This is a genomic window from Hymenobacter gelipurpurascens (assembly GCF_900187375.1).
In the GTDB taxonomy this organism is placed as follows: domain Bacteria; phylum Bacteroidota; class Bacteroidia; order Cytophagales; family Hymenobacteraceae; genus Hymenobacter; species Hymenobacter gelipurpurascens.
This window is the reverse complement of the sequence record NZ_FYEW01000001.1, coordinates 2,042,096-2,066,803: the sequence shown is the minus strand read 5'-3', so window position 1 is coordinate 2,066,803 and position 24,708 is coordinate 2,042,096. Positions and strand designations below refer to the sequence as shown.

Sequence of the window (24,708 nt, the reverse complement as noted above, 5' to 3'; positions counted from 1 at the left end):
GAAAATCAACGTGGGACATTTTTCCATCAGCGACCTGGAGCAGCTTTCCGGCGTTAAGGCACATACTATTCGTATCTGGGAGCAGCGCTATGGCATCCTGCGGCCCGTACGTACCGCCACCAACATCCGCACCTACTGCGACGATGATTTGCGGCGGTTGCTGAATGTGGCCACGCTCTGCAATCGGGGGCATCGGATTTCGCAGGTAGCCCGTCTCTCCGAACAGGAGTTGATGGACGCCGTGATATCCTGTAACAACGATGAAAACAACTATTGCCAGCAGGTGAATGGCCTTTTGGCCGCCATGCTGCACATGGATGAGCCTCAGCTGAGTTCCCTAATGAACAATGCTACCCGCAAGCTGGGCTTCGAGGACGCGATTCTGCACGTGGCCTACCCGTTTCTGCAGCGCATTGGCGTGATGTGGCAGGCTGGCTGCGTTAATCCGGCGCAGGAGCACCTGGTAACCAACCTGCTGCGCCAGAAAATCATGGCTGCCATTGATGCCGTGCCGCCCGTGAAACCCGCCGAGGTGCGGCGGTGGGTGCTGTTTCTGCCGGAAGGGGAGATGCATGAGCTAGCGCTCTTGTTTATGAACTACGCGCTGCGGGCCCGGGGGCACCATGTGTTGTATCTAGGCCAGAACCTTCCCATCACAGAGCTTGAAGCCATCTGTGCTTCCTATGAGCCCCACGCTATCTGCACCGTAATGACGGCTGTGCCGGAGCGCGACAAAGTCCAAGAATTTATAGACGAGCTTCATCGGCTTTGCCCTAGTCCTACTTTATTTTTGTACGGCCCGTTGGTACAACAAGAAAACATACGTTTGCCATTCAACGCGATAAAAGTGAGGTTGATGACGGATTTCCTTGCGTTGGTCGAGGAAATGCAACCAACGGCAGCTAAAGAAGCCCTCGTGCTGGCGAAAACTTAACCAATACTTCCCCAACGAAGTGAAGGCCTGACCGTAAGCATTTAATGCTTCAGTCAGGCCTTTTTTGGTGCTTGTTGAAGCAGTATATAACTGCATGATTTGCTTGCTCTTATGTAAGTACATTGTTTTGTTAGGATCTGAATGCCAATATATTGCAACGGATATGAGGGGTGTGGGCTTTGTTTTAAGGCCACCAAGAAAAATAAATGTGCTGGGACAAGCTGACTTCCAAAATCCCTCGTATATTTGTTTAACCTTTTGCCACGAAAAGCTAAACAAGTATGACCTCTTTGGAATTCACGAACCAAGTACAGAAGATTTCTTACTCCCTAAAGCCCGTGGCGATGAACCTGACCCGCGACGCTGATGATGCCAAGGATCTGGTGCAGGAAACCCTGCTGAAAGCGCTCCTGAACAAGGACAAGTTTAAGGCGGGTACCAACCTGAAGGCGTGGTTGTACACCATCATGCGCAACACCTTCATCAACAACTACAATAAAATCACCAAGCGCAATAGCAATATTGACAGCACGGAGTATTTTCAGTACTTCAATACTGACGAAAACTACATCACGCACAACGGTGCGACCTCGGACTTCGTAGTAACAGATATCAACGAAGCCATAGCCGGTCTTTCGGCCGACTACCGGACTCCGTTCATGATGTATTACATTGGTTACAAGTATTTGGAAATTGCCGAGAAGCTGCAAATTCCCATTGGCACCGTCAAAAACCGTATTCACATCGCCCGCAAAGAGCTCAAGCAGGCGCTGAAGACATACGCCCCCGGCGTGTAGGGAATAGGGAGAGAGTACAGACCCGCCCCGGGCGTATAGCGGGCCGCGGACGACGCTTAGCTTTAGCTGCGTGGTTCGCGGCCCGTCTTTTTGGGCCAGACCCTGAACAACTTTTTGGCTTTTCCTGCCTCTGCCCGAAAACCTCTGTTCAGCTCAACAGTATAGCATAGGGTGCCGCTAGGCCAGTGTTACTGGGGCTCCGGGCAAATATGCTTTTGCCACTACTGGCCTAGCACGGCCCGAAGGGTGCTGAGGCAGGGCAAGCCCGGCTGTATCCGGATAGTTTCCATCTTCGCGTCTGCAATGGCTCTGTGCATTGGCAACCGTAGTTCAAGCTGTACCTTTTGTGAGTAAAGACATCATTGTAATTGGGGCCGGTTTTGCGGGGTTGGCCGCCGCTACCTCCTTGGCCCAGCGGGGCTACCGCGTAACGGTTCTGGAGAAAAACGAAGGCCCCGGCGGCCGGGCCCGAGTGTTTAAGGCACAAGGCTACACCTTCGATATGGGCCCTAGCTGGTACTGGATGCCCGATATTTTTGAAAAGTACTTCGCCCGCTTCGGCAAGAAAGTATCGGATTATTATGATCTGGTCCGGCTTGATCCGTCGTATCAGGTAATATTCAAAGGCCAGGAAGCCGTGGATATTCCGGCCCGTATGAGCGAGCTGCGCGAACTGTTTGAGCGCTACGAGCCCGGCAGCGCCGCCCGCCTCGATGAGTTTCTGCGTCAGGCGGCCTACAAGTACGAGGTCGGCATCAATAAATTTGTGCACATGCCCGGCCGCTCCCTGCTGGAGTTTGCCGATCCGCGCCTGCTGGTAGACGCCGTGCGCCTGGACCTGTTGCAGAGCATGCACAAGCATGTGCGCAAGTTCTTTAAAGACCCACGGCTGCTGGAGCTGGTGGAGTTTCCGGTGCTGTTCCTGGGCGCCACTTCTGAAAATACGCCGGCCCTGTACTCACTCATGAACTACGCCGATCTGGCCCTAGGCACTTGGTACCCGATGGGCGGCATGCACAAGATTGTGGAAGGCATGGTGCAGCTGGCCCAGGAGCGGGGCGTAAAGCTGGAATACAACGTGCCGGTTCAGGAAATTGTGGTAGACAAGGGCCGTGCCACCGGCGTACAAACCGCCTCCGGCTTCCGCCCCGCCGATGTGGTGGTGGCAGGCGCCGACTACAACCACGCTGAGCAGCACCTGCTGGCTCCGCAGTGGCGCCACTACGATGAGGCCTACTGGGACAGCCGCACCATGGCGCCATCGTCGCTCTTGTTTTACCTGGGGGTGAATAAGCGTCTGCCCAAGCTGCGGCACCACAATCTGTTCTTTGATGAGGACTTCACGCTGCACTCGGAGGAGATTTATGAGAACCCCAAGTGGCCTAGCCGGCCGCTGTTCTACGTATCGGCGCCTTCCAAAACCGACCCCAGCGTAGCGCCCGAAGGCTGCGAGAATATCTTTCTGCTGATTCCGGTGGCGCCCAACCTGCCCGATCCCGAGGAAACCCGGGAATACTACTACAACCTGATTATGGACCGCTTGGAGCGCCACTGTGGCACCAGCATCCGCGACGCCGTAGTGTACAAGCGCAGCTACGCCCATCAGGATTTTGTGCAGGACTACAACAGCTACAAAGGCAACGCCTATGGCCTAGCCAACACTCTGCGGCAAACGGCTATCCTGAAGCCCACGCTCAAGAGCAAAAAGGTGAACAATCTGTATTTTACGGGTCAGCTTACGGTGCCTGGGCCGGGTGTGCCGCCTTCCCTCATCTCGGGGCAGGTGGTGGCGCGGGAGGTGGAGAAGGAGTACCCCGCCTAAGGGCGCTCCAGTACTCTTTTATGGCTACTATCTTAGCCTAATACACAGCCTTACAATTGCTTAGAGCAGCTGAAGTGTGGAGTGCTTCGCTCTGCTCGCAATGACATAAAAAATGGACCACGTTGCCCTCTTTACGGAAACCAGCCTCGCCTGTAGCAAGCTCATAACCAGCCGCTACAGCACGTCGTTTACGCTCGGAATCCGCACCCTTGACAGCCGTTTTCACCTGCCCGTATACGCCGTGTATGGCTGGGTGCGCTGGGCCGATGAAATTGTGGACACCTTCCACGACCACGACAAAGCTGCCCTCTTCGCCGATTTCCGGCGGCAGACCGATGAGGCCTTGTCTACCGGCCTCAGCCTGAACCCGGTGCTGCATGCCTTTCAGCACATGGTGAAGCGCTATAGCATTGATCGGGAGTTTATTGATGCCTTTCTGTACAGCATGGAAATGGACCTTGATGACCGCAGCTACAACCAGTCGTTGTATGAGCGCTACATCTATGGTTCGGCGGAGGTGGTAGGCCTCATGTGTCTGCGTATTTTTTGTGAGGGCGATGAGGCCATGTTTGAACGCCTGCGCGAGCCGGCCCGTCGGCTGGGCTCGGCCTTTCAGAAAGTAAATTTCCTGCGCGATATCCGCTCCGACTACGAAGACCGCGGCCGCGTGTATTTCCCCGGCGTACAGTATGAGCGGTTTACCGATGAAGTAAAACGCGAAATTGAAGCTGATATCCGGGCCGATTTTGAGGCGGGCTACGCCGGTATTGTGCAGCTCCCGAGGGCCGCGCGGTTGGGCGTCTACCTGGCCTACGTGTATTACCTGAAGCTTTTTCATAAGATACGGCAGCTGTCGGCGGCACGAATTTTGGGCGAGCGGGTGCGCGTACCCGACAACACAAAGCTGCTGTTGCTCCTGGGTTCGTACTTTCGCTACCGCCTTCGGGCTATCTGATCACGAATTTATTCGCGCGTGAAACTGCTTTTCACATTTCTTCTATCTCTGCTCTTTTCTCTTTCCACTGCCGTGTCTGCCGAAGCCTCTCCTTATTCGCTCTCCAATCTCCGCCGCCAATACCAGCAAGCCGCCGCCGACAAAGAGGCGGGGGAGAAGTTCCATAAGCTCATGGCCGCCTACAACCAGCAAGATGCCGTGGTAGTGGCCTACAAAGCCGCCGCCGAAGCCATTCGGGCCCGCGACGCTTCCATGTTCAACAAGCTTACCTACGTACAGAACGCCAGCAAACTGTTCGACCAAGCTGTAAAGCTCGATAGTGACAACGCCGAAATTCGGTTTCTGCGCTTGAGTGTGGAGAGCAACCTGCCCGCCTTTCTGGGCCTGAGCGCGCACGTAGAAGATGACCGGCAGTATCTGGTGCAGACGTTGCTGCAACATCCTAAGTCTGGGATGGATGCCGAGTCGTTTGGGCTGGTGCGCAGCTTCATGGTAGACCGCGGCCATGTATCAGGGGCCGATGCGCAAAAGTTAACCCAGCTGTAGGCCACCTTCTTATGCTCAGAATACCAAAAAGCCTCCACGCCGGAGGCTTTTTTCGTTTGGTCCGAAAGTGCAATTTTTTCTGAATTGGGAGCGTATCCTGCTAGTCGTATCTGCGTTGTAAGGCCGGCGTATTCTGTGCCCTAGGCCACTTAGGCTACTGTTTTGGTACATTTTGTGCCGTGCGCCCGCTACTGTACTTCTCATCCTTCCGAATGAAACAATTCCTTATTCCCGTTCTATGCACGCTCGCCACGGTGGCGCAAGCGCAACAGGTAGTTATTAAAGGCCGTGTAGTTGATGAAAAGAGCCAGCCGGTGCCCTACGCAAACATTGGCTTGCCCGGCAACGAGCCCGGCACCGCCACCAACGAAGCCGGCGAATTCAGTCTGCGTGTGCCCTCATTGCCCCAGAAGCTGACCGTGGTAAGCATGGGCTACATCACTACTACGGTAGAGGTGCGCACCATTGCCGGCCTCACGGTCGTACTGCCGGCCAGCACGGTGGCGCTACCCGAAGTACGCGTACGCAATCCCGACCAGGTGGCCACCGAACTGGTGCAGCGCGCTTTTGCCCGCCTACAGCGCCACACCCGCGATGAACGGTATGGCAAAGCCTTCTACCGCCAAAAAGAGCGCCATAACGATAAATACAGCGAGTTTCTGGATGCGTTCTACAATGTGCGGTTCAGTAATAAAGATGTGGTAGGCTGGGAGCTGGAGCAGGCCCGCTATGGCATCACGCCCGAAAATTCTGGCGTGGAGATGATGAACTTCTCGGCTGCCATCCGCCTGATTCCGGTGTACGAGCCCAAGCCAAGCCGCCGAACGCTGGCCGTGCCGCTAAGCCCGCTGGCGGCTAAGCAGTTCACCTTCCGCCTGCGCGAAGTGCTCCAGGACAAGGGCCAGGAAACCGCCGTTATTGATTTTGCGCCGCGCCCCGACCTGGGCCAGCCGGCAACCGAAGGCACCCTGTATCTGGATATGAACACGGCTGTTCTGCGCCGCCAGGAGTCACGCGTGCCCATCGGCGACCTGATGAGCCTACAGTTTGGGGCCGGCACCACCCTGGAGTCGCAGACATTTAACCTGGTATCGGATTTTGCGCCGTTGTCTGATTCGCTTAGCCGCCTGCAGTCGGTGCGGGCCGAGCAGACCATTGTGCTGAAGTACCAGAACAAGCCCGATACCACCCAGATCAGTGGTCAGCTGTTTTTCTACCAGTATACCGGCAAGCCCGGCGGCAAAAACTATAAAACTGTAGGTGTGAATTACAACGACCTCAAACAGGTCATGAAGCAGAAGTACGACGCCTCTTTCTGGCTGAACCGGGAGGTGTTGCGCGCTAGCCCCGTTGAGGAGCGCGTAATCCGGGATATGGAACAGCGAAAAGCTTTCGGCTCTTTCTAAAACTGATGGGCAGCGGCACGGAAGCCGCTGCCCATCAGTTGTTAAGGCCGTGATTGGGTGGGTGAAACCCGGGAGTATCCGGGCTACGTTGTTGACGAATTAAAAGCAAAATGCTGCGTATATTTAAACAATTACAACATTCCGTCTATTGTTGTGGTTACATCGTCAGTTATGCCGTACCACCTGAGCGTCCGTATCGACCCCAATTCCGGCTTCTGCTTCGGCGTAATCTATGCCATTCAGATGGCCGAAGACATACTTGATGAACAAGGCTACCTCTATTGCCTCGGCGACATTGTGCACAACGATGAGGAGGTACAGCGCTTGGAACAGAGAGGCCTACGCATCATCGATTATGAGCAGTTTGCCGCGCTGCGGGATGAAGCCGTGCTCATCCGGGCCCACGGCGAGCCGCCCAGCACCTACCAGACTGCGCTGGAAAACCGCCTGACGCTGATTGACGCGTCGTGCCCCGTGGTGCTCAAGCTGCAGAACCGCATCAAAACCAGCTTCGATAAAAAGGAGAAGATTTTCATCTATGGCAAGCATGGCCACGCCGAGGTGCGCGGCCTACTAGGCCAGACCAGCGGCGAGGCTGTGGTGTTTGAGAACATTGATGAGCTGCTGCACCACGAGCTACCACCCAACATCACGCTCTACAGCCAGACAACCAAGAGCACCGATTCCTTTTACCGCATCAAGGGCGAGCTGGAACAGCGGGGCTTTCAGGTGAATGCCAACGACACGATCTGCCGGCAGGTAAGCAACCGCGACAAGGATCTGCGGAAGTTTGCCCTGCAGTATGATCAGATTGTGTTCGTGTCGGGCACCAAAAGCTCCAATGGCAAAGTGCTTTACCAGGTTTGCAAAGACACTAACCCAGACACGCACTTCATTTCTAAAGTGGAGGAAATTTCGCCCGACTGGTTCCTGCCGGGGCAGTCGGTGGGTATCTGCGGTGCCACTAGCACGCCCATGTGGCTCATGGAGCAAGTGCGCGACGTGCTACTGGCCTTGTAAAGGCCTGGTAAGGTCGCCTTGTGAATCATTTGCCTTGTGCTGGCTGTTTGCCAGCTTCATCAAGTACTGAGTATGTCTCTTGCCCAACTGCCAAGTGTCAGCACTTTCGCACCGCCTGCCAAGGTGAGGCCTACGCCGCTGGGCAATAAGGGGGTGCTGGCAGCATTGCTCATAATCGGGGCCTGGGCCGGATTATTGAGCTTTTTATTGGCTTTTTACGAGCCCGATTGGCGTACGCCGTGGCCGTATTTGCTGGCGTTGCTCCAGACGCATCTGTACACCGGCCTCTTCATCACGGCGCACGATGCTATGCACGGCGTCGTCAGCCCCAACAAGCGCCTGAATGATGGCCTAGGCCACCTCACGGCGCTGTTGTTTGCCTTCAACTGGTTTCCGAGGATGCTGCCCAAGCACCACGCTCATCACCGGCACGTAGCCACAGAAGACGACCCCGATTTTCATGACGGTGAGCACGCCGGGTTCCTGCTCTGGTTTGCGCGCTTTGCCTGGAACTACGTTACGTGGTGGCAGATTGTGCTGATGGCCCTCACCTACAACGCGCTGAAACTGGTGTTTTCGATGGAAAATATCATTGCGTTCTGGATGGTGCCCGCCGTGCTGGCTACGCTGCAGCTTTTCTATTTCGGCACGTATCTGCCCCACCGGGGTGAGCATGCTCCCGACAACCTGCATAAGTCGGGCAGCCAGTTTCGGCACCATGCCTGGGCGTTCCTCAGCTGTTATTTTTTCGGCTACCACTACGAGCATCACGACCAGCCTTATTTACCGTGGTGGCGTCTCTGGCAGGCCAAAAAATAGCGTTAATAAGCATCAAATTAACTTATTACGGTTCTGGTGAATTAAGGTAAGTTGATAATAGGATAAGTGTATATTGGGGTGTGCAGGAGCTGAGGTACATTCAGCAAACCGGCCTGAACCTGCCCCAATTTATTCCAGTATGCAATATCTCATTCGGGCTTATCGACGATGGGAGTATAAGGTGGCGCTATGGGTAATGGTGGCAGCCCTGTTCAGCTTGCACCAGGCGGAGGCGCATTCGCCGGCGCCAACTTTCCGGCAATCAGTGCAGGAAACAAAGCTCTTGCACAAAGCCAAGCAGCAAGTATTGCAGGCACGCCAGCAGCACGATACCTTGCCCTGGCGGCGGGCACATATAGCCGCTGGTAAAGCCTGCCAGGACCTATGGCGGCACGAGTCGGCGGTGTATCATTTCCGAAGGGCAGTGCAGCTTTCGGGCAAGAATGCTCAGGCCCAGGCCAGTGCCCTGCAGCTGTTGGGCTCGGCGCTGCACAGCCAAGGCGACACCGGAAAGTCGCGCCAGGTATACCAACGGGCGCTACTGGCCTACGGGCAGCTCCAAAGCTTGGCCGGGAAGGGAGAAATCTATGAAAAGCTGGGCGAGCTTTACGGCAGTGCCAACAAATGGCCGCAGGCGCAGATCAGCCACGAGCAGGCCCTGCAGGTATGGAAGCAGCTTCATGATTCGGCCCGCATGGCAACAGCCCTCAACGATATCGGCATGGCGCACCAGCGGCAGCAACATAGGAGTCTGGCGCTGTATTATCTGCAACAAGCCCTGGCGCAGGCCCAGCGCCTGCACGACAGCACCCGCACCGGCGAAACCCTGCGCAGTACGGGACAGGTGTACCAGGAGCTGGGCAACTACGAAGTGGCTGCCAGCCTGTTCACAAAGGCCTTACAAAGCCTGCCAGCTAGTGCTCCTGCCGCAACCCGAGCCAATACACTGTGGGTGCTGGCCACTATGCAGGACTCCGTAGGCCAGTCTGTAGCCGCTAAATCCTATTTAAAACAGGCCTTGAAAGCCGCCCGCGAATCGGGCTCCAAGGTGCTGCTTCGCGCTATCTATTTCTCGCTGTCTGATCTGGAACAGCGCCACGGGCAACCTGCTGCTGCTCTGCAGGCTCTCCGGCAGTACACGGCTTTGCAGGATAGTGCCTATGCAGAACAGCGCGCTGCTCAAATTGCGGATTTGCAGTTGCGCTACGAAACCGAAAAAAAGGAGCGTGAGATTGAGCTACTCACCAAAGACCAGCAACTGCAGCAGGCCAACCTGCGCCGGCAGAAGCTCCTTCGCAATCTGTTGGGAGCCGGAGCGCTACTATTGCTTCTAACGGTAGGAGCATTGTACCGGGGCCGCAAGCAGCAAGTCCGCATCAATCGGCTGCTCCAGCGCCAGAATGCCGCTATCAGCCGGCAGAAAGAGGCCCTGGACCGGCTCAATCAAACCAAGGATACCTTGTTTTCGGTTATCTCGCACGATTTGCGGAGCCCGCTTAGCTCCCTATACTCGTTGCTGTCATTGTTGAGCCTCGGGACTCTGCCGCCGGCCCGGCTGGCAGCCCACACAGAACGCCTTTCGCGCACACTGGATAGCACCCTGCGCCTGCTGGATAACCTCTTAAACTGGTCATCGGCGCAGATGCAGGGCGAAAGTGGAGCCAAGCCCGAGCGAATTCGCCTGGATATATTGATTGAGGAAGCCCTAAACCTGCTGGCCGGCGATGCGGAGCGTAAGCAACTGCACGTGGTAAGTGACGTGCAAGAGCTGCTGGTAGCCCGCGCCGACCTAAACATGACGAGGCTGGTGCTGCGCAACTTGCTGGGCAATGCGCTTAAGTTTACGCCTGCTGGGGGCACCATTACCATTTCGGCGCGACGCCTGAATAGTATGTGGGAAATATCTGTGCACGATACTGGGGTGGGCATTGCGCCTGCTGTGCACGATAAGGTTCTAGGCCAGCGCGGAACCCACACTACACTAGGCACTGCCCAGGAAAAAGGTACTGGCCTAGGCCTACGCCTGTGCAAGGATTTTGTGGAACGCAATGGTGGACTGCTTTCTTTCGAAAGCGCCGTAGGCCAGGGTTCCACTTTCCGCTTTACCCTGCCGGTATCCGAAGGCGCCTTGCCTATGATGCCGTTTCAGGTAGTCAGGAGCCAGGAGGATGAAGCACCAGCGCCCGGAGAAACTACTGCGGAAGCTAGTGCTGCCGCCGGATAAGGGAGCGATTCACAATGCGCTCCGTTACCCGTTCCCGGTACGTTTGGCCCAGGGGCAGAGCATGGCCTCCCACCTTCACTTCCAAGTTGCTTACTGATTCTATCTGGGCTGCATTTACCAGATAAGAACGGTGCGTACGCACAAACAGGCCGGGCGGCAACTGCTCTTCCAGGTTCTTGAGATTCACAAGGGTAAGGTGCGTGCGGCCGTCGGATGTATTGATTTTGGTAAAGTCCTTCAGGGCTTCAATGTAGAGTACTTCCCGGTAATGCAACCGCACGAACTGCGCATCGGTACGGATGAAAAACGAGCCTAGGCCAGCCGTGACATCGGGTTTCAGCTCCTGATTAGGCGTGCTGACGCGCAAAATGCTCGTTACCTTATTCACCGCTTTCAAAAACCGATCAAGCGAAATCGGTTTCAGCAGAAAATCAATAACATCGAGATTGAAGCCTTCCATCGCATACTGCGGATAGGCTGTCATGAGTACCACCAGCGGTGGCTGCTGCAGGGAGCGCACCAAGTCAATCCCGGTCAGGTGGGGCATGGTCACGTCGGAGAACAGCACCTGCACCTGGTTATTGACCAGATAGCTATGCGCATCCAGTGGATCGGTGAAAACAGCTTTCACATCCAATATGTCTGTCATGGCCACATAAGCCTGGAGCAAATCCAGCACAAGCGGGTCGTCGTCAAGGAGCAGACACGTAATCTTCATACAAGCAAGAGAGGGGGGAGTAGGTGTGGTGAATATAAAAAGATAAAATTGATTCGTGCTATTATTTATGGGAAGAAAACAATATTGGTCGTTGAGCTTAGCCAATAGGTCTACTTATAAGCTCTGTTGATATACTTTAACACATTGATAAAGGAATACTTAGCTAGCTTATAAGTAAGTCTGTTCGCAACTTTTTCACGTAGACCATTTGTACCTCTGTTTCCTCCGTTCCTATCCCTGCTATTTCTCATGACCGCTCCTATCTGCAAACCTCTGGGCCATGAACCGAACTTATGCACCTACCCAACATCCCTTGCCACCGGTGGTATTGGGCGTCGATCTGACCATTGCCCACAATGAAGGGCTGCGTCGGTCATTGCGCTCGGCATTTGGCGTAAGCACGCGCGCCATCAACCTGCGTATTGACCCCGGCATGGATCTTATTTTTCTGTGCGAGGCTACTTTGTCCAGTTCCCTGCCTTGCCTGGCCGCCATCACGGCATCCAATGTTATGGCTGTTCGGCTTCGCGAAGCGCAGTTAACCTGGAACCCCGATCCCGACCATGCTATTGGGCGAGGTACGCCCACGCTGGGTGCGCTGGAAAGTGGGAGCTGCTTCCTGATGGCCAACAGCCGTAAAGTGCCAATTGCTTCTTTTTCGCCCCGCAATGTGCATCCTACGCACGTAGACATGGAGCTGCAGGGACAACTGAACCTGTTAGAATTCCTACGGGCCGATAACTTTACTGTCGAAGTATCGGGCACCAACCGGCGGCGGCTTACGCGGCCGCTCACCTTTAGCGTGGTGCTTTCATTTGAAATCCAGCAGACTCCTAAAGCTCACGCCTAGGCAGATTTTAGCAACCAAAAAAGCCCGTCGTCAGCAGTCCTGACGTCGGGCTTTTTTTTAGTAATGCCCAATAAATCAACGGTTAGTGGCCACCATCAGAATGCACGTTGTTGGTTTTTTTGCAGCATTCGGGCAGGCGGTCATAGGCGCGGGCATCAGCCGTTACGTTATCAGCATCGTAGCCAGTGCGCTGCACCGCGGTGCGAAGGGCATCCGGCGTGGTTTTCTCGGGCCGGTACGTAACCGTCAGGACCTTGCTGGGAACATCCAGATGGGCCGCCTGTACACCCTTCTCGTAGGCCAGGCTTTTTTCCAGACGAGCTTTGCACATGTCGCAGACGGCAGAAGTTTTGAACTGCACCTGCTCCATACCAGCGCCCTTGGCTTTGGTCTGCTGCGCGAAGGCGGTTTGGGAAGAAACCAATAGCAGCAGAGCTGCGACGAAAGATGAAAGGAGTTTCATAAAAAGAGAAGTAAAGAGGCTAATGCCTTGAAAAACAACAATACAGGCCTAGAGCCAGTTCAACAGACGAAAAGTGTGCCATTTATAGGCTGCGCGTACACTATTCCAGCTTGAAGCGCAGCCCGAGATATGTGAGACGACCGTAGGTAGGACCCCAGACCATAGCGGCGTCAAAATCGGGCCCGAAGGGGGCAGATGCTCCTGCAATGGGGTTGGGTTGGCGGTAGTTGGTCAGGTTCTCGACCCCGGCGTACACATCCCAGCGCTTGAAGGCTCTGGTTAGCTGCGTATTGAGCAGGGCATAGCGGGGCGCCTCGGGCAGCGTGTTATCGGTGGAGCTGTGCTGCTGCAGATGATCGGTTCCGGGGCCGTAGGCCATGGGGCGCTTGCCGAAGCCCTGCACCGTGAAATCGGCCCGCCATTTGTCGAATGCCGTAGCGTAGGCCACATTCAGGAACAGCCGATGCTTGGGCGTGAGCATCTTCGGTAGCAACTCGCCATTATACGTGGTCCGGACATCCAGATACTTATAGGCCGCTTTGGCCTGCAGTCCTTTCACGGGCTCTACTTGTACTTCCGTCTGGAAGCTGCGCGAGAAAGAGCGGCCACCAGGCTCCAGATTGGTGATGGTTAGGCGGTCTGCCAGGCTATAAGGATCGGCCACTACCTGGTTCTGGAATTCGGTGTGGTAGTAGTCGGTGATGAACGTGGCTGGATGCCCGAACGCATTAAAGTACTGCGTGAAGCTGCCGCCCATGTTCCATGCCTTTTCGGGCTGTAGATTAGGCGCAATCACAAACTCGCGGGAGCTAACCAGCATGCCGCTGTTCTCGGCAATGGGGTTGGCCGTCCGGTAGCCACGTCCGGCGGCCAAGCGCAGCACCGTGTTCTTGGTGGCATCGTACTTCACGTTGAGGCGTGGGGTCAGGAACCAGCCATATAAGTTGTGTCGGTCGAGGCGTAGGCCAGTCACCACAGTCAGGTTACGCGCATTCTGGTACGTGTACTCCGCGAAAGCGCCTGGCACCCGCTCCAGACGGTTGCGGTGCTCCCGGGCGTAGCGCTGCTCCGACGTTTCGGTAGGGTAGCTGAAACCGGTTTTGTACACCTCCCGGTAGTCATCGTGCAGGAAGCTGAGGCCAGTGCGGTAAGTATGGGCCGTAGTCCCGATGACGCTCTGGAACAGCAGCGTCGCTAGGCCAGTCTTCTGGGTGCCATCGTAGGTGCGGAGGCCATAGCGCGAGTTGAAATCGTGGCTGGTACCCGTCAGCAACAGGCCTAGGCTCTGATAGGGGCGGCTGGGCCAGGTGTAGCTGGTTTTGGCGTAGCCGTTGTAGCGGTCGGTGGTTTGGGTAGTGCCGTAGTAGCCGCCGGGGCTATCCTCGCGGTAGGCCACTTGCCCGCCTTGGCGGGTTTCGCGCAAGGCGCCCAAGCCTATTTCCGTCACTAGGCCAGTCCCCGACTTATACTTCCACTTGTTGAAGACATTATACTGCGTGGCCAGCGGTAAGTCCAGGAAACCGTCTTTGTTACGGTCTGCGCGGCGGCCCAGGTGGTCGGTGTGCAGCAGCAAGGCGGTGCTGACCTTCTTGCTGATCGGCGTAGCCAGATTCAGGTTGAGGTCAAATTTGCCGAGGTCGTTGCCGTAGGCATTGAACAGCAGACGCTCAGCCGTGTCGGGCTCCTTCAGGCGGATATTCACCTGCCCCGAAATGCTTTCGTAACCGTTCACCACCGAGCCCATGCCCTTGATAATATCGATGCTCTCGATCCAGGGGCCCGCCAGGTAGCCCAGGCGGTAGGGCGTAGCCAGGCCGCGCAGGGCCGGTAGGTTATCAATCGTGAGCAGAGAATAAGCCCCATCGAGGCCGAGCAGCTGAATCTGCTTGGCCCCTGACACGGCATCCGTAGTCGAAACTTCTACGGATGCATTCGTCTCGAAGCTCTCGGCCAGGTTGCAGCACGCCGATTTGGTCAGGTCGCGGCTGGTAATGACCTGGGTGTTGGTAGGCGTGAGGCCTGAGTAGGAGGGGGCGCGCTCCTCTACTTTCACCTCGCCAAGCTCAGAACCGCGCCGCAGCGGCAGGCGTAAATAGCCACCACTTACCTGCACGGTATCGGCCTGGTACCCCAGAAAGCTTACAATGAGTTTGGTAGCGGGCTTGGCGGGGCGTACCAGCGAAAATGAGCCCTGCTCGTCGGTGGTAACGGCCTCAGTGGTAGTACCCAGCCAGCGCACTACGGCTCCGGGAATGGGCGAATTGGAAGCGGCATCAAGCACCTGTCCGCGCACAGGCGCCACAGATGGGTCGGTGGTTTGGGCCGAAGCCGTGGCCGCATAGAGCAGAAAGCTCGCAGCCGCCAGTTGTCGGAACCCAGAGAAGGGAAGCATATCGTTTAATCTTTAGGCGTTCTTTCCAGATACAAGAGGAGCGCAATAGCTCCAGACCGCTGAAAGCGGTCTTCGGAAAAGAGGCCTAGACGACTAACGTACAGACAAATGTGAGCAGCTTGCGCCCCGCTCGGAGTGGGGGCGAGGCGTCTCCGGCGTGCCAGCGCGCCGCGCCCTGCAGCAGTGGTGCGGCTGGTGCGCTAGGCCACTCCTGCGCTGGAAGCCAGGCCGGTGAGAAGGCGGGAACAAGGGTTTTAACCCACGTCAGTTCCGGCGAAGGAGCATCGAGCTTGTGGAAATGGGCGCCAAACTCACAGCAACTTGCCTTTACCAGGGCCTTGCCAGTGGCATGCGCGTCGGTATGTTCAGCCGTTGGGGGCGGGCAGCCATGATGCGCCGGCGCGAAAATGACCGATGCCGTCTGTAGGCCACTCACTCGGCACGTATGCTGCTGCACCGTCAGGCCCACCGATGCGGTAAGCACCAGCAGGGCCAGCCAGGCACTGAAGAGACGATGTGTGAGTGAGCGTTTCATTCGACTGCAAAGATACGCAGGAAACCGCACGAACGCGGGTGCAGGATGTGGCCTGTAAGGTGCGGAATTAGGAGGGCGCTTTGGGGTGGATTGGCGCTAGTCCGCTTGGACAGATACGTTGCTTCAAATTGGTGAAGAGATAGGGAAAGATGAGCACTGCCATTCTGTCAAAACAGATGCGTGGTTTTACCACCTTCTACCACCTTCTTCTTCACACAGCCTCAAAAACCGCTTCTATATGCTGAAAAGGGCATATTTAGACGGTGGTAGAAAATGGTAAATCGTGGTTGCCTTTTCTTAGGCATTATGTACTTTTGCTATATCCCGTTTCCATGCCCACCCCGCAGCTATGAATCTTCTCTCCGGCGAATATGAGTGCAAGCTCGACCCGAAAGGGCGGCTGGTGCTGCCCGCCAAGGTGAAGGCGAACCTGCCGGAAGCATCCGGAAGCCAACTCGTGCTGGTGCGTGGTTTCGAGCCCTGCCTCGTGCTGTACCCCCGGGCCGCCTGGCGCGTAATTCATGAGAAGGTGATGGCGCTGGATGAGTTCAACGAAGAATACCGGCAGTTTCAGCGCAACTTCTTCCGGGGCATGACGGAGGTAGAGCTGGATAATATCGGGCGCTTTATGCTACCGCGCACCATGCTGCGTTATTCGGGCATCGAAAAGGAAGCCATTATCGTGGGCCTAGGCAACCGGTGTGAAATTTGGGAGCCCGAGCGCTACGAAGAATACCTTATCAAAGACCAGCAAAGCTTTTCTAAGCTGGCGCAGAAATTTCTCACCACCGAACCTGGCCCCGTCGGCCCCCTGGCCGCATGAGCTTGAACGAATACGAGAACGATACCGCTTACCACCGCCCCGTGATGCTGCGCGAGTGCCTCGAGGCCCTCGATCTGCAGCCCGGCGGCTGCTACGTAGACGTGACGTTTGGCGGCGGTGGCCACTCGGCCCGCATTCTGGAGCACCTGACCACCGGCCACCTCTACAGCTTCGATCAGGACGCCGACGCGGAGCGCGAGGCCTCCACCCTGGCCCGCCCGCAGTTCACCTTTATCCGCAGCAACTTCCGTGACTTGTTCGCGGAACTCAAGCGCCACGGCGCACTGCCCGTAGATGGCCTGCTGGCCGACTTAGGCGTATCGTCGCACCAATTTGATACGCCGGAGCGCGGCTTCAGCACCCGTTTCGAGGGGCCGCTGGATATGCGCATGAATGCCGAGGACGGGCCTACTGCCGCCGATATCATTGCAGAGTACTCGCAGGATGAGCTGCACCGCATTTTCGGAATGTATGGCGAGGTGACCAACGCCCGCACGCTGGCTGCTACTGTAGTAGCCGCTCGCCGTGGACAGAGCATTACCACTATCGGGGCCCTAAAAAAAGCCATTGCCAGCTGCATGCCGCGCGGCAAGGAGAACAAGTATCTGGCCCAGGTTTTCCAAGCCCTTCGTATCGAAGCCAACGATGAAATGGCCGCTCTGCAGGAAATGCTGCTGCAAACGGCACAGGTATTGCGCCCCGGCGGCCGCTTGGTAGTGATGAGCTACCACTCGCTGGAGGACCGGCTTGTGAAGAATTTCATGGCCAAGGGCAAGTTCTTCGGCGAGGCCGAGAAAAATCTGTTTGGCCATACCAACACGCCTTTCGAGGTACTCACGCGCAAGCCCGTGGAAGCATCACCGGAAGAAGTGGCCTTAAACCCTCGCTCCCGAAGCGCCAAGCTGCGCATAGCCGTGAAAAAGGAATAAAGCGTTTCCTCCCCAAAAGGCTTCGTGCTCTCTAGACCTGACTCAAAGAATAATTTAGTGGCAACCAACACGCTCAAACCCGTCGCCAGCCAGCCGCGCTCCAATGTGCCCCGCCAAGCGGTGGAGGCAGTGGTGCCCGAGCCAGTGCAACCGCCGGAGCCCGCCCCAAAGGCCGCTCCGCGTGCGCCCAGGCCTACGGCGCAGCCTGCCCGGCCGCGCAGCTCCTGGAGCGTGTTTACGCTATTGGAACGCCTTACGCGGGTTGATATATTCTTTCAGGAAGGACTGCCGGTACGCTACCTGCCGCACCTGCTGTTTATTATGTTCCTGACGCTGGTGTACATCGGTAACACGCACTACGCTACGCGCATGAATCGCAGCATCCAGAAGCTGAAGCTGGAAACCGAAGACCTGCGCGCCGACTACACTACCCTGTCATCGGACTATATGGAGGCCAGCAAGCAGAGCGAAGTAGCCCGCCGCGTAGCGCCGTATGGCCTGGTAGAAAGCTCCTCGCCACCGTTCCGCATTTCGGTGCCGGCCGGCCGCCTCGATGAGGCCAAGCTGGACGAAGTGCCCCTCCTTACCGCCGACTCCGTAGCCGCTATGGCGGCCCGGGCCAAGGCCGATTCTCTGCGTCAGGCTGCTGCTCTCACTCTACCCGCCGATGATTCGGTGGCGGAGGCGGCGCCACCCATGCCCATCGGGCTCGATGTAAACGGCAATCCGGTGCCTACAGCTGAGCCATCTTCCAATCGTTCCGCAACCCGTCGCAATGAAAGGAAACGTTAAAAAAAGTATCGTTACGCGCATTCGCCTGGCATTCCTAGGCGTCTGCCTGTTCTCCTGCGCTATCATTTGGAAGGTTTCCCACATCCAGTTCACGGAAGGAGCCCGCTGGAAAGCCCTGGAGCAGGAACGGCGCATCGTGTACCAGCCCGTTTTTGCTACCAGAGGCAATATTTTCGCTTCCGATGGGCGTAGCATCATGGCTACCTCGCTGCCCTTCTACCGGGTGGCCTGGGACCCCTCGGTGGTAAACCAGGCGGTGTTCAATGAAAAGGCTGACTCGCTTGCGTTGCTGCTCTCCAAGTTCTTCGGCGACCGGAGCAAGCTGGAATACCTGCGCCGCCTCAAAAACGCCAAAAATCCGAAGTCGCATGTGCGGTATATCCGCCTGAACTCGCGCCAAATCAACTTCCAGGAAAAGAAGGAGCTGGCCCAGTGGCCTATCTTCCGGGAAGGCAAGAACAAGGGTGGCGTCATCTTCGAGAAAGTGGATAAGCGCTTCCGGCCGTTTGGTGGCCTGGCGCAGCGCACCATCGGCTTTGTGAACGAAGACAAGAATGGAGCAGGCCTAGAGTTTACCTTCAACCGCCACCTCGCGGGTAAAGACGGTGAAGCCCTGTTTGAACGCCTGCCTGGCGGCAACAAGCCTATCTACGACGGTACCGAAGTAAAGCCCCAACCCGGCTACGACATAAAAACCACCCTGGATATCAATCTCCAGGATGTGGCCGAGAATGCGCTCTACAAAGCCCTCGTAGATAACGACGCGCAGTACGGTACTGTGATTCTGATGGAGGTAAAAACCGGCGAGCTTAAAGCCGTAGCCAACTTGGGCAAGTCGGCGGACGGTGTGTACCGTGAGGACTACAACTACGCCATTGCCGACCAGGGCCGCACCGAGCCAGGCTCCACCTTCAAGCTCGCCTCGCTGATGGCGGTGCTGGAGGAAAACCCCGATTTGACGCTGGAGGACTCCGTGAATACGGGCAACACCGGCGCTATGCGCATTGGGGGGGCCGTAAAAACCGATACGCACGCCAACGGCTGGATTACCATCAAGCAGGTGTTTGAAAAGTCCTCGAACATTGGCGTGGCCGTGCTCGTGGACCGGCAGTTCAGCAAGAACCCCGATAAGTACACCGATTACCTCAAGCGCTTCGGTCTGGACAAGCCGCTGGGCTTCCAGATGGCTGGCGAAGCTCGGCCATATGTGAAAGACCCGCATGACCGGAGCTGGAGCCGCACCTCGCTCACTACTATGTGCATCGGCTACGAGCTGAAGCTGGCGCCCTTGCAAACTTTGGCCTTCTATAATGCCGTGGCCAACGGCGGGGTGAAGGTGCAGCCCATGATTGTGAAGGAGGTAAAGCAGGCCGATAAGGTGCTGGAGCGGTATGAGCCCGTGGTGCTGAACCCCAAAATCTGCTCCGATGAAACGCTGGAGAAGGTAAAGGCCATGATGGAAGGCGTGGTGAGCGAAGGCACTGCCCGCGGCATCCGCAGCAACGACTACGGTATTGCCGGCAAAACCGGCACTGCCTGGAAGTTCAAGAATGGCGCCTACACGCGCATGTATTCCACCAGCTTCTGCGGCTATTTCCCTGCCGAGGACCCCAAGTACAGCTGCATTGTGGTAGTCGATTCGCCTAAGCGCCGTGGTTGGTCGGGCGCAGAAGTAGCTGCGCCGGTTTTCCGCGAGGTGGCCGATAAAGCCATGGCCCGCGATGCAGCCAGCCTACGGCCGCTATTGGCCCGCGCTCCTTCCTCGAAGTCGCGCGTGCCGTTTGTGCAGGTAGGGATGCAGGAGGAACTGGCTATGGTATTCGGCCAGCTGGGTGTAGGCCACGAAGGCGCCACGAGCGCCGACGATTGGGTGCGCACTTCTTCCGATTCCAACTCTCAGAAATTAAGCCTGCGCCCCATGGCCGTGCGCCCCGGTCGTGTACCGAACGTAGCTGGTATGACGCTGCGGGACGCGCTGTTCCTGCTCGAAAACCGTGGCCTACGGGTGCGTACGCTGGGTACCGGCCGGGTCAAAACTCAATCGGTGGCGGCTGGCAGTGCTGTAAGGCGTGGTACGATGGTAATACTGCAGATGGAACCCATTGGTGGGCTGCCTATTGTGCCGGTTCCGGCTCTGGCGCCCACAGGCATGGCTACGCTGGCAGAAGGCCGCCGCGTGCAGGCCGAAGCCATCAGTGCTTACGGAGAGCCGACGGTGGTACCTAAGCCCGTAGCACCGGCCGCTAAGCCCAAAACGGCTGCTACCGGGAAACCGGCGGCAGCCGTGAAACCCAAGGTTAAGCCGCGCGCCTAAGCCTAGGCCACCTTTTCGCATCGGCGCTTGTGGCGCCCAACTCAGAAATACGTGTCGAATCAGTCTGCTTCCCTTTCTTCTCTGCTCACCGCCGTTCGTGTAGCGGCACAACACGGCCCCACCGATGTAACCGTGTCGGGCCTCACGCTGGATTCGCGCCAGGCCGGTCCGGGCGTGGTGTTCTTCGCGTTGCGCGGCACCGCTAATGATGGGCATCAGTTCATCCCGAAAGCAGTAGACTTAGGCACCGCGGTAGTTATCTGCGAAGAGCTACCCGCCGAGTTGAAGCCGGAAGTGGCCTACGTGCAGGTGACGGATAGCGCGGAAGCCATGGCCTACATGGCCGCGGAATTCTATGGGCATCCGTCCCGCAAGCTGCAGCTGGTAGGCATCACGGGCACGAATGGTAAGACTACCTGTGCCACCATGCTGCACAAGCTGTTCCGGGAGCTGGGCTATCATTGTGGCCTACTGAGCACGGTGCAGAATCAGATTGACGAGCAGGTGATTCCGGCCACCCACACCACGCCCGATGCCATTCGGCTGAACGAGCTGCTGGCGCGCATGGTGCAGGCCAGCTGCACGCACGTATTTATGGAAGTCAGCTCCCACGCCGTGGTGCAGCACCGCGTGACTGGCCTACACTTCGCGGGCGGCGTCTTCACCAACCTCAGCCACGACCACCTCGACTACCACGGCACTTTCGATGCGTATCTGAAAGCCAAAAAGGGCTTCTTCGATATGCTTCCGAAGTCGGCCTTCGCCCTCACTAATGCTGATGACAAGCGAGGCCCCGTTATGCTGCAAAACGTAGCGGGCCGCCGGGAATCCTATTCTATGCGCGGACCGGCTACATTCCGGGGTAAGCTGATTGAAAACGCCGTGCATGGCCTACACCTGCAGGTAGACGGCCGCGAGGCGCAGTTCCGCCTTATTGGTGTATTCAATGCCTACAACCTGCTGGCTATTTACGGGGCGGCCGTTTTGCTGGGGGAGGAGCCCATGGAAGTACTGACGGTGCTGTCGGGCCTGACTTCGGCTCCGGGCCGCTTCGAGCCGATTCTGGCCGAGAAAACGCGCATCACGGGCATTATTGATTATGCACACACGCCCGATGCCCTGGAAAACGTGCTGCAGACCATTGCCGAAATCCGCCAGCCCAGTCAGCATGTAATTACGGTGGTAGGCTGCGGTGGCAACCGCGACGGGGCCAAGCGGCCCATCATGGCTAGGTTGGCCGCGGAGCTCTCCAACCGCGCCGTGCTAACGTCCGATAACCCGCGTTTCGAAGATCCGAATGAGATTCTGCAGCAAATGCAGGCCGGGGTGCCTGCTGCGGAGCTCGGCAAGGTGCTTACCATCCCAGATCGGCGGGAAGCCATTAAAACGGCGGTAGCGCTGGCCCAGCCCGGCGACATTGTGCTGGTAGCCGGCAAAGGCCACGAAGCTTACCAGGAAATCAAAGGAGTACGCGCTGATTTCGACGACAAGAAGGTACTGCAGGAAATGTTCAACTTGCTAGGTAAATAAGAAGCAGAATAGGCCATGCAGAGCCAGATAAAAGCTAAGCAAAGTCAGTTACCCGCTGAATAGTCCAAAATCTGTGAAAACGCAACGTTTGACCACAAGCTAAAATCCCGAACCTTTGCAGCCTGGAATCTTCCTGACCCCAACTGCTCACTCCCGCGCCCATGCTGTATTACCTCTTTAATTACCTCTATAAAGTGTACCACCTGCCGGGCACGGGTGTGTTTCAGTACAGCTCGTTTCGGGCCGCGCTGGCCGTAGTTACGTCGCTGATTATTGCGCAGTTCTTTGGTAAGCCACTGATCCTGAAGCTGCAGCGGCTGCAGATTGGCGAAACCGTGCGCGACCTAGGCCTACAGGGGCAGCTGGAAAAGAAAGGCACCCCCACCATGGGCGGCCTTATTATTCTGCTGGCCATCCTGGTGCCGGTGCTACTTTTCGCCAAGCTCGACAATATTTATATTATCCTAATGCTGCTAAGCACGGTGTGGCTGGGTATTATTGGGTTTGTTGATGACTACATCAAGGTAGTAAAGAAGGATAAAGAGGGCTTGGCCGGCCGCTTCAAAGTGCTAGGCCAGGTAGGCTTGGGTATCACGGTGGGCTGGGTGTTGTTTTTTTCCAACGATGTGACCGTGCGCCAGTACGCGCTGTCGAACGGCTCCTTTTCGGCCGTTGATGCCAGCGGCGTGTATCAGGATGTGAAGCTGATGATTACCACGGTGCCCTTCCTGAAGAACAACGAGCTAAACTATGGCGACCTGTTCGCTACGGCCGGCGACTTTTTCAATGAGTACTACGCCTTCTTCTACATCCCGATTGTCATCCTGATCATCACGGCTGTAAGCAACGGCGCCAACCTCACGGATGGCCTAGATGGCCTAGCGGCCGGCACCTCGGCTATTATCGGTATCACGCTGGCTATTTTCTGCTTCGTGAGCGGTAACGCGCTTCTGGCTGACTATCTGGACATCATGTTCATCCCAAACTCGGGCGAGCTGGTAATCTTCTGCGCGGCCTTTGTGGGAGCCTGCGTGGGCTTCTTGTGGTACAACTCGTATCCGGCCCAGGTATTTATGGGCGACACCGGCTCACTGGCCATTGGCGGTATCATCGCTGTGCTGGCCCTGATTGTGCGCAAAGAACTCCTGATTCCGGTGCTGTGCGGCGTGTTCCTGATTGAGAGTCTTTCGGTGATGGTGCAGGTGAGCTACTTCAAATACACCAAGCGCAAGTTTGGCGAAGGCCGCCGGTTGCTGCGCATGTCGCCGCTTCACCATCACTACCAAAAGCTGGGCTACCACGAATCTAAGATTGTGTCGCGTTTTTGGATTGTGAGCATCATGCTGGCCGTGATTACGCTCGTGACCCTGAAACTTCGCTAACGAAACATCTGTCCGAGGTTAGCGCATTCCAGTGTATAACCTCAGACTGCAACAACCCGAACGAATATGCACATCGTTGTATTAGGAGCTGCCGAAAGTGGGGTAGGGGCTGCATTGCTGGCCCAAGCCAAAGGGCACACTGTGTTCGTATCAGATCGAGGACCAATTCAGCCAACCTATAAGGAGAAGTTGGCGCAGGCTGGAATTCGTTTCGAGGAAAATCAGCACACGGTGGAGGAGGTGCTGCTAGCGGATGAAGTGGTGAAAAGCCCAGGTATTCCTGAAAAAGCGGAGGTAATCCGGGCCCTGCGTGAGCGGAAGATCCCTGTTATCTCCGAAATTGAACTGGCTGGCCGCTACACGCAAGCCAAGTGCATCTGCATCACGGGTACCAACGGCAAAACGACCACAACGCTGCTCACCTACCATCTGCTGAAGGAGGCAGGCCTGAAAGTAGGCCTAGCGGGCAACGTGGGCTACAGCCTTGCGGAGCAGGTGATTCAAGATGAGCACGAGTATTATGTAGTGGAGCTAAGCAGCTTCCAGCTGGACGATACCTATGATTTTCGCCCCTGGATTTCGGTTTTGCTGAACATTACGCCCGATCATCTGGATCGGTACGACTACTCGCTGGAGAAATACGCTCAGGCTAAGCTGCGTATTATGCGCAACCAGGACAGCGAAGGCTACTTCGTGTACAATGCCGACGACGAGAATATTCAGCGGTATTTCCAGGCTGCTTTCAGGACTGTAAATCAGATGCCTTTCAGCCTGCATGCCCGCCCCGATTATCAGCTGGCCGCGCACTATTCTGAGGAAGATGAAGTGTGCGTGGATATGCTTCCGGGCTACTACAGCAACACAGAAACGATTGATACTAGCGGCTCGCCACTGATTGGCCAGCACAACCGCCAGAACATTCTGGCTGCTGTGCTGTGCGCCCGGATTGCCGGTATAGAGAAGGAGCAAATCGAGCAGGCGCTGGCCTCCTTCAGAAACGCCGAGCACCGGCTGCAGCCCGTAGGAGAAATCAAGGGTGCTCGTTTCATCAACGACAGCAAAGCCACCAACGTGGAGGCGGCCTGGTACGCGCTGGATGGCATCCGGCAGCCTATCATCTGGATTGCGGGTGGCACCGACAAAGGCAACGATTATAGCACGCTCATTCCGTTGGTAAAGGCACGGGTGAAAGCACTTATCTGCCTGGGTGTAGATAATGAGAAGCTTAAAGCTTCTTTCGGACCCGAAGTGCCGCACCTGGAAGAAACCCGGAGCATGGCCGATGCCGTGAGCCGTGCCGCTGAGCTGGCAACTGAAGGCGACGTGGTGCTACTCTCACCAGCCTGCGCCAGCTTCGATCTGTTTAGAAATTACGAAGACCGCGGCGAGCAATTCATTGCGGAAGTCGAGAAACTGATGGAAGGCTAAGCCGAGTAGTGGCCTAGGATTCTCTTCAA

Annotated in this window: 21 protein-coding genes; 17 read left to right on the top strand and 4 right to left on the bottom strand. The window is 56.6% G+C overall.

Translation table 11 applies throughout. The features are described 5' to 3' along the window. The first annotated feature begins 10 nt into the window (after positions 1 to 10). The 9 genes from CFT68_RS08675 to CFT68_RS08635 all read left to right on the top strand — a co-directional run bounded on the left by CFT68_RS08675 (position 11) and on the right by CFT68_RS08635 (position 10,523). A complete protein-coding gene (locus CFT68_RS08675; RefSeq protein WP_088843004.1) occupies positions 11 to 934 on the top strand; it encodes a MerR family transcriptional regulator in 924 nt (307 codons plus the stop codon). Between the two features lie 281 nt (positions 935 to 1,215). Continuing rightward, positions 1,216 to 1,731 (top strand): sigma-70 family RNA polymerase sigma factor, encoded by a 516-nt coding sequence (locus CFT68_RS08670; RefSeq protein WP_088843003.1) that lies wholly within the window; start codon positions 1,216 to 1,218, stop codon positions 1,729 to 1,731. 346 nt (positions 1,732 to 2,077) lie between these two features. Then, positions 2,078 to 3,553, top strand: a complete 1,476-nt coding sequence (locus CFT68_RS08665; RefSeq protein ID WP_088843724.1) for a phytoene desaturase family protein — start codon at positions 2,078 to 2,080, stop codon at positions 3,551 to 3,553. Positions 3,554 to 3,665: 112 nt separating this feature from the next. Next, positions 3,666 to 4,508, top strand: a complete 843-nt coding sequence (locus tag CFT68_RS08660; protein WP_088843002.1) for a phytoene/squalene synthase family protein — start codon at positions 3,666 to 3,668, stop codon at positions 4,506 to 4,508. A gap of 72 nt (positions 4,509 to 4,580) precedes the next feature. Continuing rightward, positions 4,581 to 5,054: a hypothetical protein gene (locus CFT68_RS08655; protein ID WP_088843001.1), complete on the top strand. Its 474-nt coding sequence runs from the start codon at positions 4,581 to 4,583 to the stop codon at positions 5,052 to 5,054. A gap of 212 nt (positions 5,055 to 5,266) precedes the next feature. Then, positions 5,267 to 6,460, top strand: coding sequence for a carboxypeptidase-like regulatory domain-containing protein (locus CFT68_RS08650; protein ID WP_088843000.1), 1,194 nt, complete (start codon positions 5,267 to 5,269; stop codon positions 6,458 to 6,460). A 171-nt stretch (positions 6,461 to 6,631) separates the two neighbouring features. Then, positions 6,632 to 7,480 carry a 4-hydroxy-3-methylbut-2-enyl diphosphate reductase gene (locus CFT68_RS08645; RefSeq protein WP_088842999.1) on the top strand — a complete coding sequence of 283 codons (849 nt, stop codon included), beginning with the start codon at positions 6,632 to 6,634 and terminating at the stop codon, positions 7,478 to 7,480. A gap of 72 nt (positions 7,481 to 7,552) precedes the next feature. After that, positions 7,553 to 8,299 carry a fatty acid desaturase gene (locus tag CFT68_RS08640; RefSeq protein ID WP_088842998.1) on the top strand — a complete coding sequence of 249 codons (747 nt, stop codon included), beginning with the start codon at positions 7,553 to 7,555 and terminating at the stop codon, positions 8,297 to 8,299. A 139-nt stretch (positions 8,300 to 8,438) separates the two neighbouring features. After that, positions 8,439 to 10,523: an ATP-binding protein gene (locus tag CFT68_RS08635; RefSeq protein ID WP_088842997.1), complete on the top strand. Its 2,085-nt coding sequence runs from the start codon at positions 8,439 to 8,441 to the stop codon at positions 10,521 to 10,523. Here the strand turns inward: CFT68_RS08635 and CFT68_RS08630 are convergent. Then, a complete protein-coding gene (locus CFT68_RS08630; protein ID WP_088842996.1) occupies positions 10,504 to 11,241 on the bottom strand; it encodes a LytR/AlgR family response regulator transcription factor in 738 nt (245 codons plus the stop codon). The two genes, CFT68_RS08635 and CFT68_RS08630, sit on opposite strands and share 20 nt — an antisense overlap. A 280-nt stretch (positions 11,242 to 11,521) precedes the next feature. Here CFT68_RS08630 and CFT68_RS08625 point away from each other — a divergent pair, with 280 nt between their 5' ends. Further along, complete coding sequence (locus CFT68_RS08625) at positions 11,522 to 12,091, top strand: hypothetical protein (protein WP_141106497.1); 570 nt, start codon at positions 11,522 to 11,524, stop codon at positions 12,089 to 12,091. An 82-nt stretch (positions 12,092 to 12,173) separates the two neighbouring features. Here CFT68_RS08625 and CFT68_RS08620 read toward each other — a convergent pair whose 3' ends face one another. From CFT68_RS08620 to CFT68_RS08610, 3 genes are all read right to left on the bottom strand, one after another. Next, complete coding sequence (locus CFT68_RS08620; protein ID WP_088842994.1) at positions 12,174 to 12,554, bottom strand: heavy-metal-associated domain-containing protein; 381 nt, start codon at positions 12,552 to 12,554, stop codon at positions 12,174 to 12,176. A gap of 100 nt (positions 12,555 to 12,654) precedes the next feature. Then, positions 12,655 to 14,946, bottom strand: coding sequence for a TonB-dependent receptor (locus CFT68_RS08615; RefSeq protein WP_088842993.1), 2,292 nt, complete (start codon positions 14,944 to 14,946; stop codon positions 12,655 to 12,657). 85 nt (positions 14,947 to 15,031) lie between these two features. Further along, positions 15,032 to 15,481: a hypothetical protein gene (locus CFT68_RS08610; protein ID WP_088842992.1), complete on the bottom strand. Its 450-nt coding sequence runs from the start codon at positions 15,479 to 15,481 to the stop codon at positions 15,032 to 15,034. 349 nt (positions 15,482 to 15,830) lie between these two features. Here CFT68_RS08610 and mraZ point away from each other — a divergent pair, with 349 nt between their 5' ends. The 7 genes from mraZ (at position 15,831) to murD (ending at position 24,679) form a co-directional block, all read left to right on the top strand. Next, positions 15,831 to 16,304, top strand: coding sequence for a division/cell wall cluster transcriptional repressor MraZ (gene mraZ, locus CFT68_RS08605; protein ID WP_088842991.1), 474 nt, complete (start codon positions 15,831 to 15,833; stop codon positions 16,302 to 16,304). Then, a complete protein-coding gene (gene rsmH, locus CFT68_RS08600; protein ID WP_088842990.1) occupies positions 16,301 to 17,233 on the top strand; it encodes a 16S rRNA (cytosine(1402)-N(4))-methyltransferase RsmH in 933 nt (310 codons plus the stop codon). Before mraZ ends, rsmH begins: the two co-directional genes overlap by 4 nt. 57 nt (positions 17,234 to 17,290) lie before the next feature. Beyond that, entirely contained in the window at positions 17,291 to 18,025 is a 735-nt protein-coding gene (locus tag CFT68_RS21950; protein ID WP_212590379.1) for an FtsL-like putative cell division protein, read from the top strand. After that, positions 18,009 to 20,339, top strand: a complete 2,331-nt coding sequence (locus CFT68_RS08590) for a penicillin-binding protein (protein WP_088842989.1) — start codon at positions 18,009 to 18,011, stop codon at positions 20,337 to 20,339. Before CFT68_RS21950 ends, CFT68_RS08590 begins: the two co-directional genes overlap by 17 nt. A gap of 51 nt (positions 20,340 to 20,390) precedes the next feature. After that, positions 20,391 to 21,869, top strand: a complete 1,479-nt coding sequence (locus tag CFT68_RS08585; protein WP_394340107.1) for a UDP-N-acetylmuramoyl-L-alanyl-D-glutamate--2,6-diaminopimelate ligase — start codon at positions 20,391 to 20,393, stop codon at positions 21,867 to 21,869. A 161-nt stretch (positions 21,870 to 22,030) separates the two neighbouring features. Further along, positions 22,031 to 23,251 carry a phospho-N-acetylmuramoyl-pentapeptide-transferase gene (gene mraY / locus CFT68_RS08580; protein ID WP_088842988.1) on the top strand — a complete coding sequence of 407 codons (1,221 nt, stop codon included), beginning with the start codon at positions 22,031 to 22,033 and terminating at the stop codon, positions 23,249 to 23,251. Positions 23,252 to 23,317: 66 nt separating this feature from the next. Next, positions 23,318 to 24,679: a UDP-N-acetylmuramoyl-L-alanine--D-glutamate ligase gene (murD, locus tag CFT68_RS08575; RefSeq protein ID WP_088842987.1), complete on the top strand. Its 1,362-nt coding sequence runs from the start codon at positions 23,318 to 23,320 to the stop codon at positions 24,677 to 24,679. The last annotated feature ends 29 nt before the right edge of the window (positions 24,680 to 24,708 follow it).

Bases quoted from the DNA above. Each gene is read 5' to 3' on its own strand.
- CFT68_RS08670 (WP_088843003.1), top strand. From the start codon at position 1,216: ATGACCTCTTTGGAATTCACGAACCAAGTACAGAAGATTTCTTACTCC.
- CFT68_RS08660 (WP_088843002.1), top strand. From the start codon at position 3,666: ATGGACCACGTTGCCCTCTTTACGGAAACCAGCCTCGCCTGTAGCAAG.
- CFT68_RS08650 (WP_088843000.1), top strand. From the start codon at position 5,267: ATGAAACAATTCCTTATTCCCGTTCTATGCACGCTCGCCACGGTGGCG.
- CFT68_RS08645 (WP_088842999.1), top strand. From the start codon at position 6,632: ATGCCGTACCACCTGAGCGTCCGTATCGACCCCAATTCCGGCTTCTGC.
- CFT68_RS08640 (WP_088842998.1), top strand. From the start codon at position 7,553: ATGTCTCTTGCCCAACTGCCAAGTGTCAGCACTTTCGCACCGCCTGCC.
- CFT68_RS08635 (WP_088842997.1), top strand. From the start codon at position 8,439: ATGCAATATCTCATTCGGGCTTATCGACGATGGGAGTATAAGGTGGCG.
- CFT68_RS08630 (WP_088842996.1), bottom strand. From the start codon at position 11,241: ATGAAGATTACGTGTCTGCTCCTTGACGACGACCCGCTTGTGCTGGAT.
- CFT68_RS08625 (WP_141106497.1), top strand. From the start codon at position 11,522: ATGAACCGAACTTATGCACCTACCCAACATCCCTTGCCACCGGTGGTA.
- CFT68_RS08620 (WP_088842994.1), bottom strand. From the start codon at position 12,554: ATGAAACTCCTTTCATCTTTCGTCGCAGCTCTGCTGCTATTGGTTTCT.
- CFT68_RS08615 (WP_088842993.1), bottom strand. From the start codon at position 14,946: ATGCTTCCCTTCTCTGGGTTCCGACAACTGGCGGCTGCGAGCTTTCTG.
- CFT68_RS08610 (WP_088842992.1), bottom strand. From the start codon at position 15,481: ATGAAACGCTCACTCACACATCGTCTCTTCAGTGCCTGGCTGGCCCTG.
- mraZ (WP_088842991.1), top strand. From the start codon at position 15,831: ATGAATCTTCTCTCCGGCGAATATGAGTGCAAGCTCGACCCGAAAGGG.
- rsmH (WP_088842990.1), top strand. From the start codon at position 16,301: ATGAGCTTGAACGAATACGAGAACGATACCGCTTACCACCGCCCCGTG.
- CFT68_RS08590 (WP_088842989.1), top strand. From the start codon at position 18,009: ATGAAAGGAAACGTTAAAAAAAGTATCGTTACGCGCATTCGCCTGGCA.
- mraY (WP_088842988.1), top strand. From the start codon at position 22,031: ATGCTGTATTACCTCTTTAATTACCTCTATAAAGTGTACCACCTGCCG.
- murD (WP_088842987.1), top strand. From the start codon at position 23,318: ATGCACATCGTTGTATTAGGAGCTGCCGAAAGTGGGGTAGGGGCTGCA.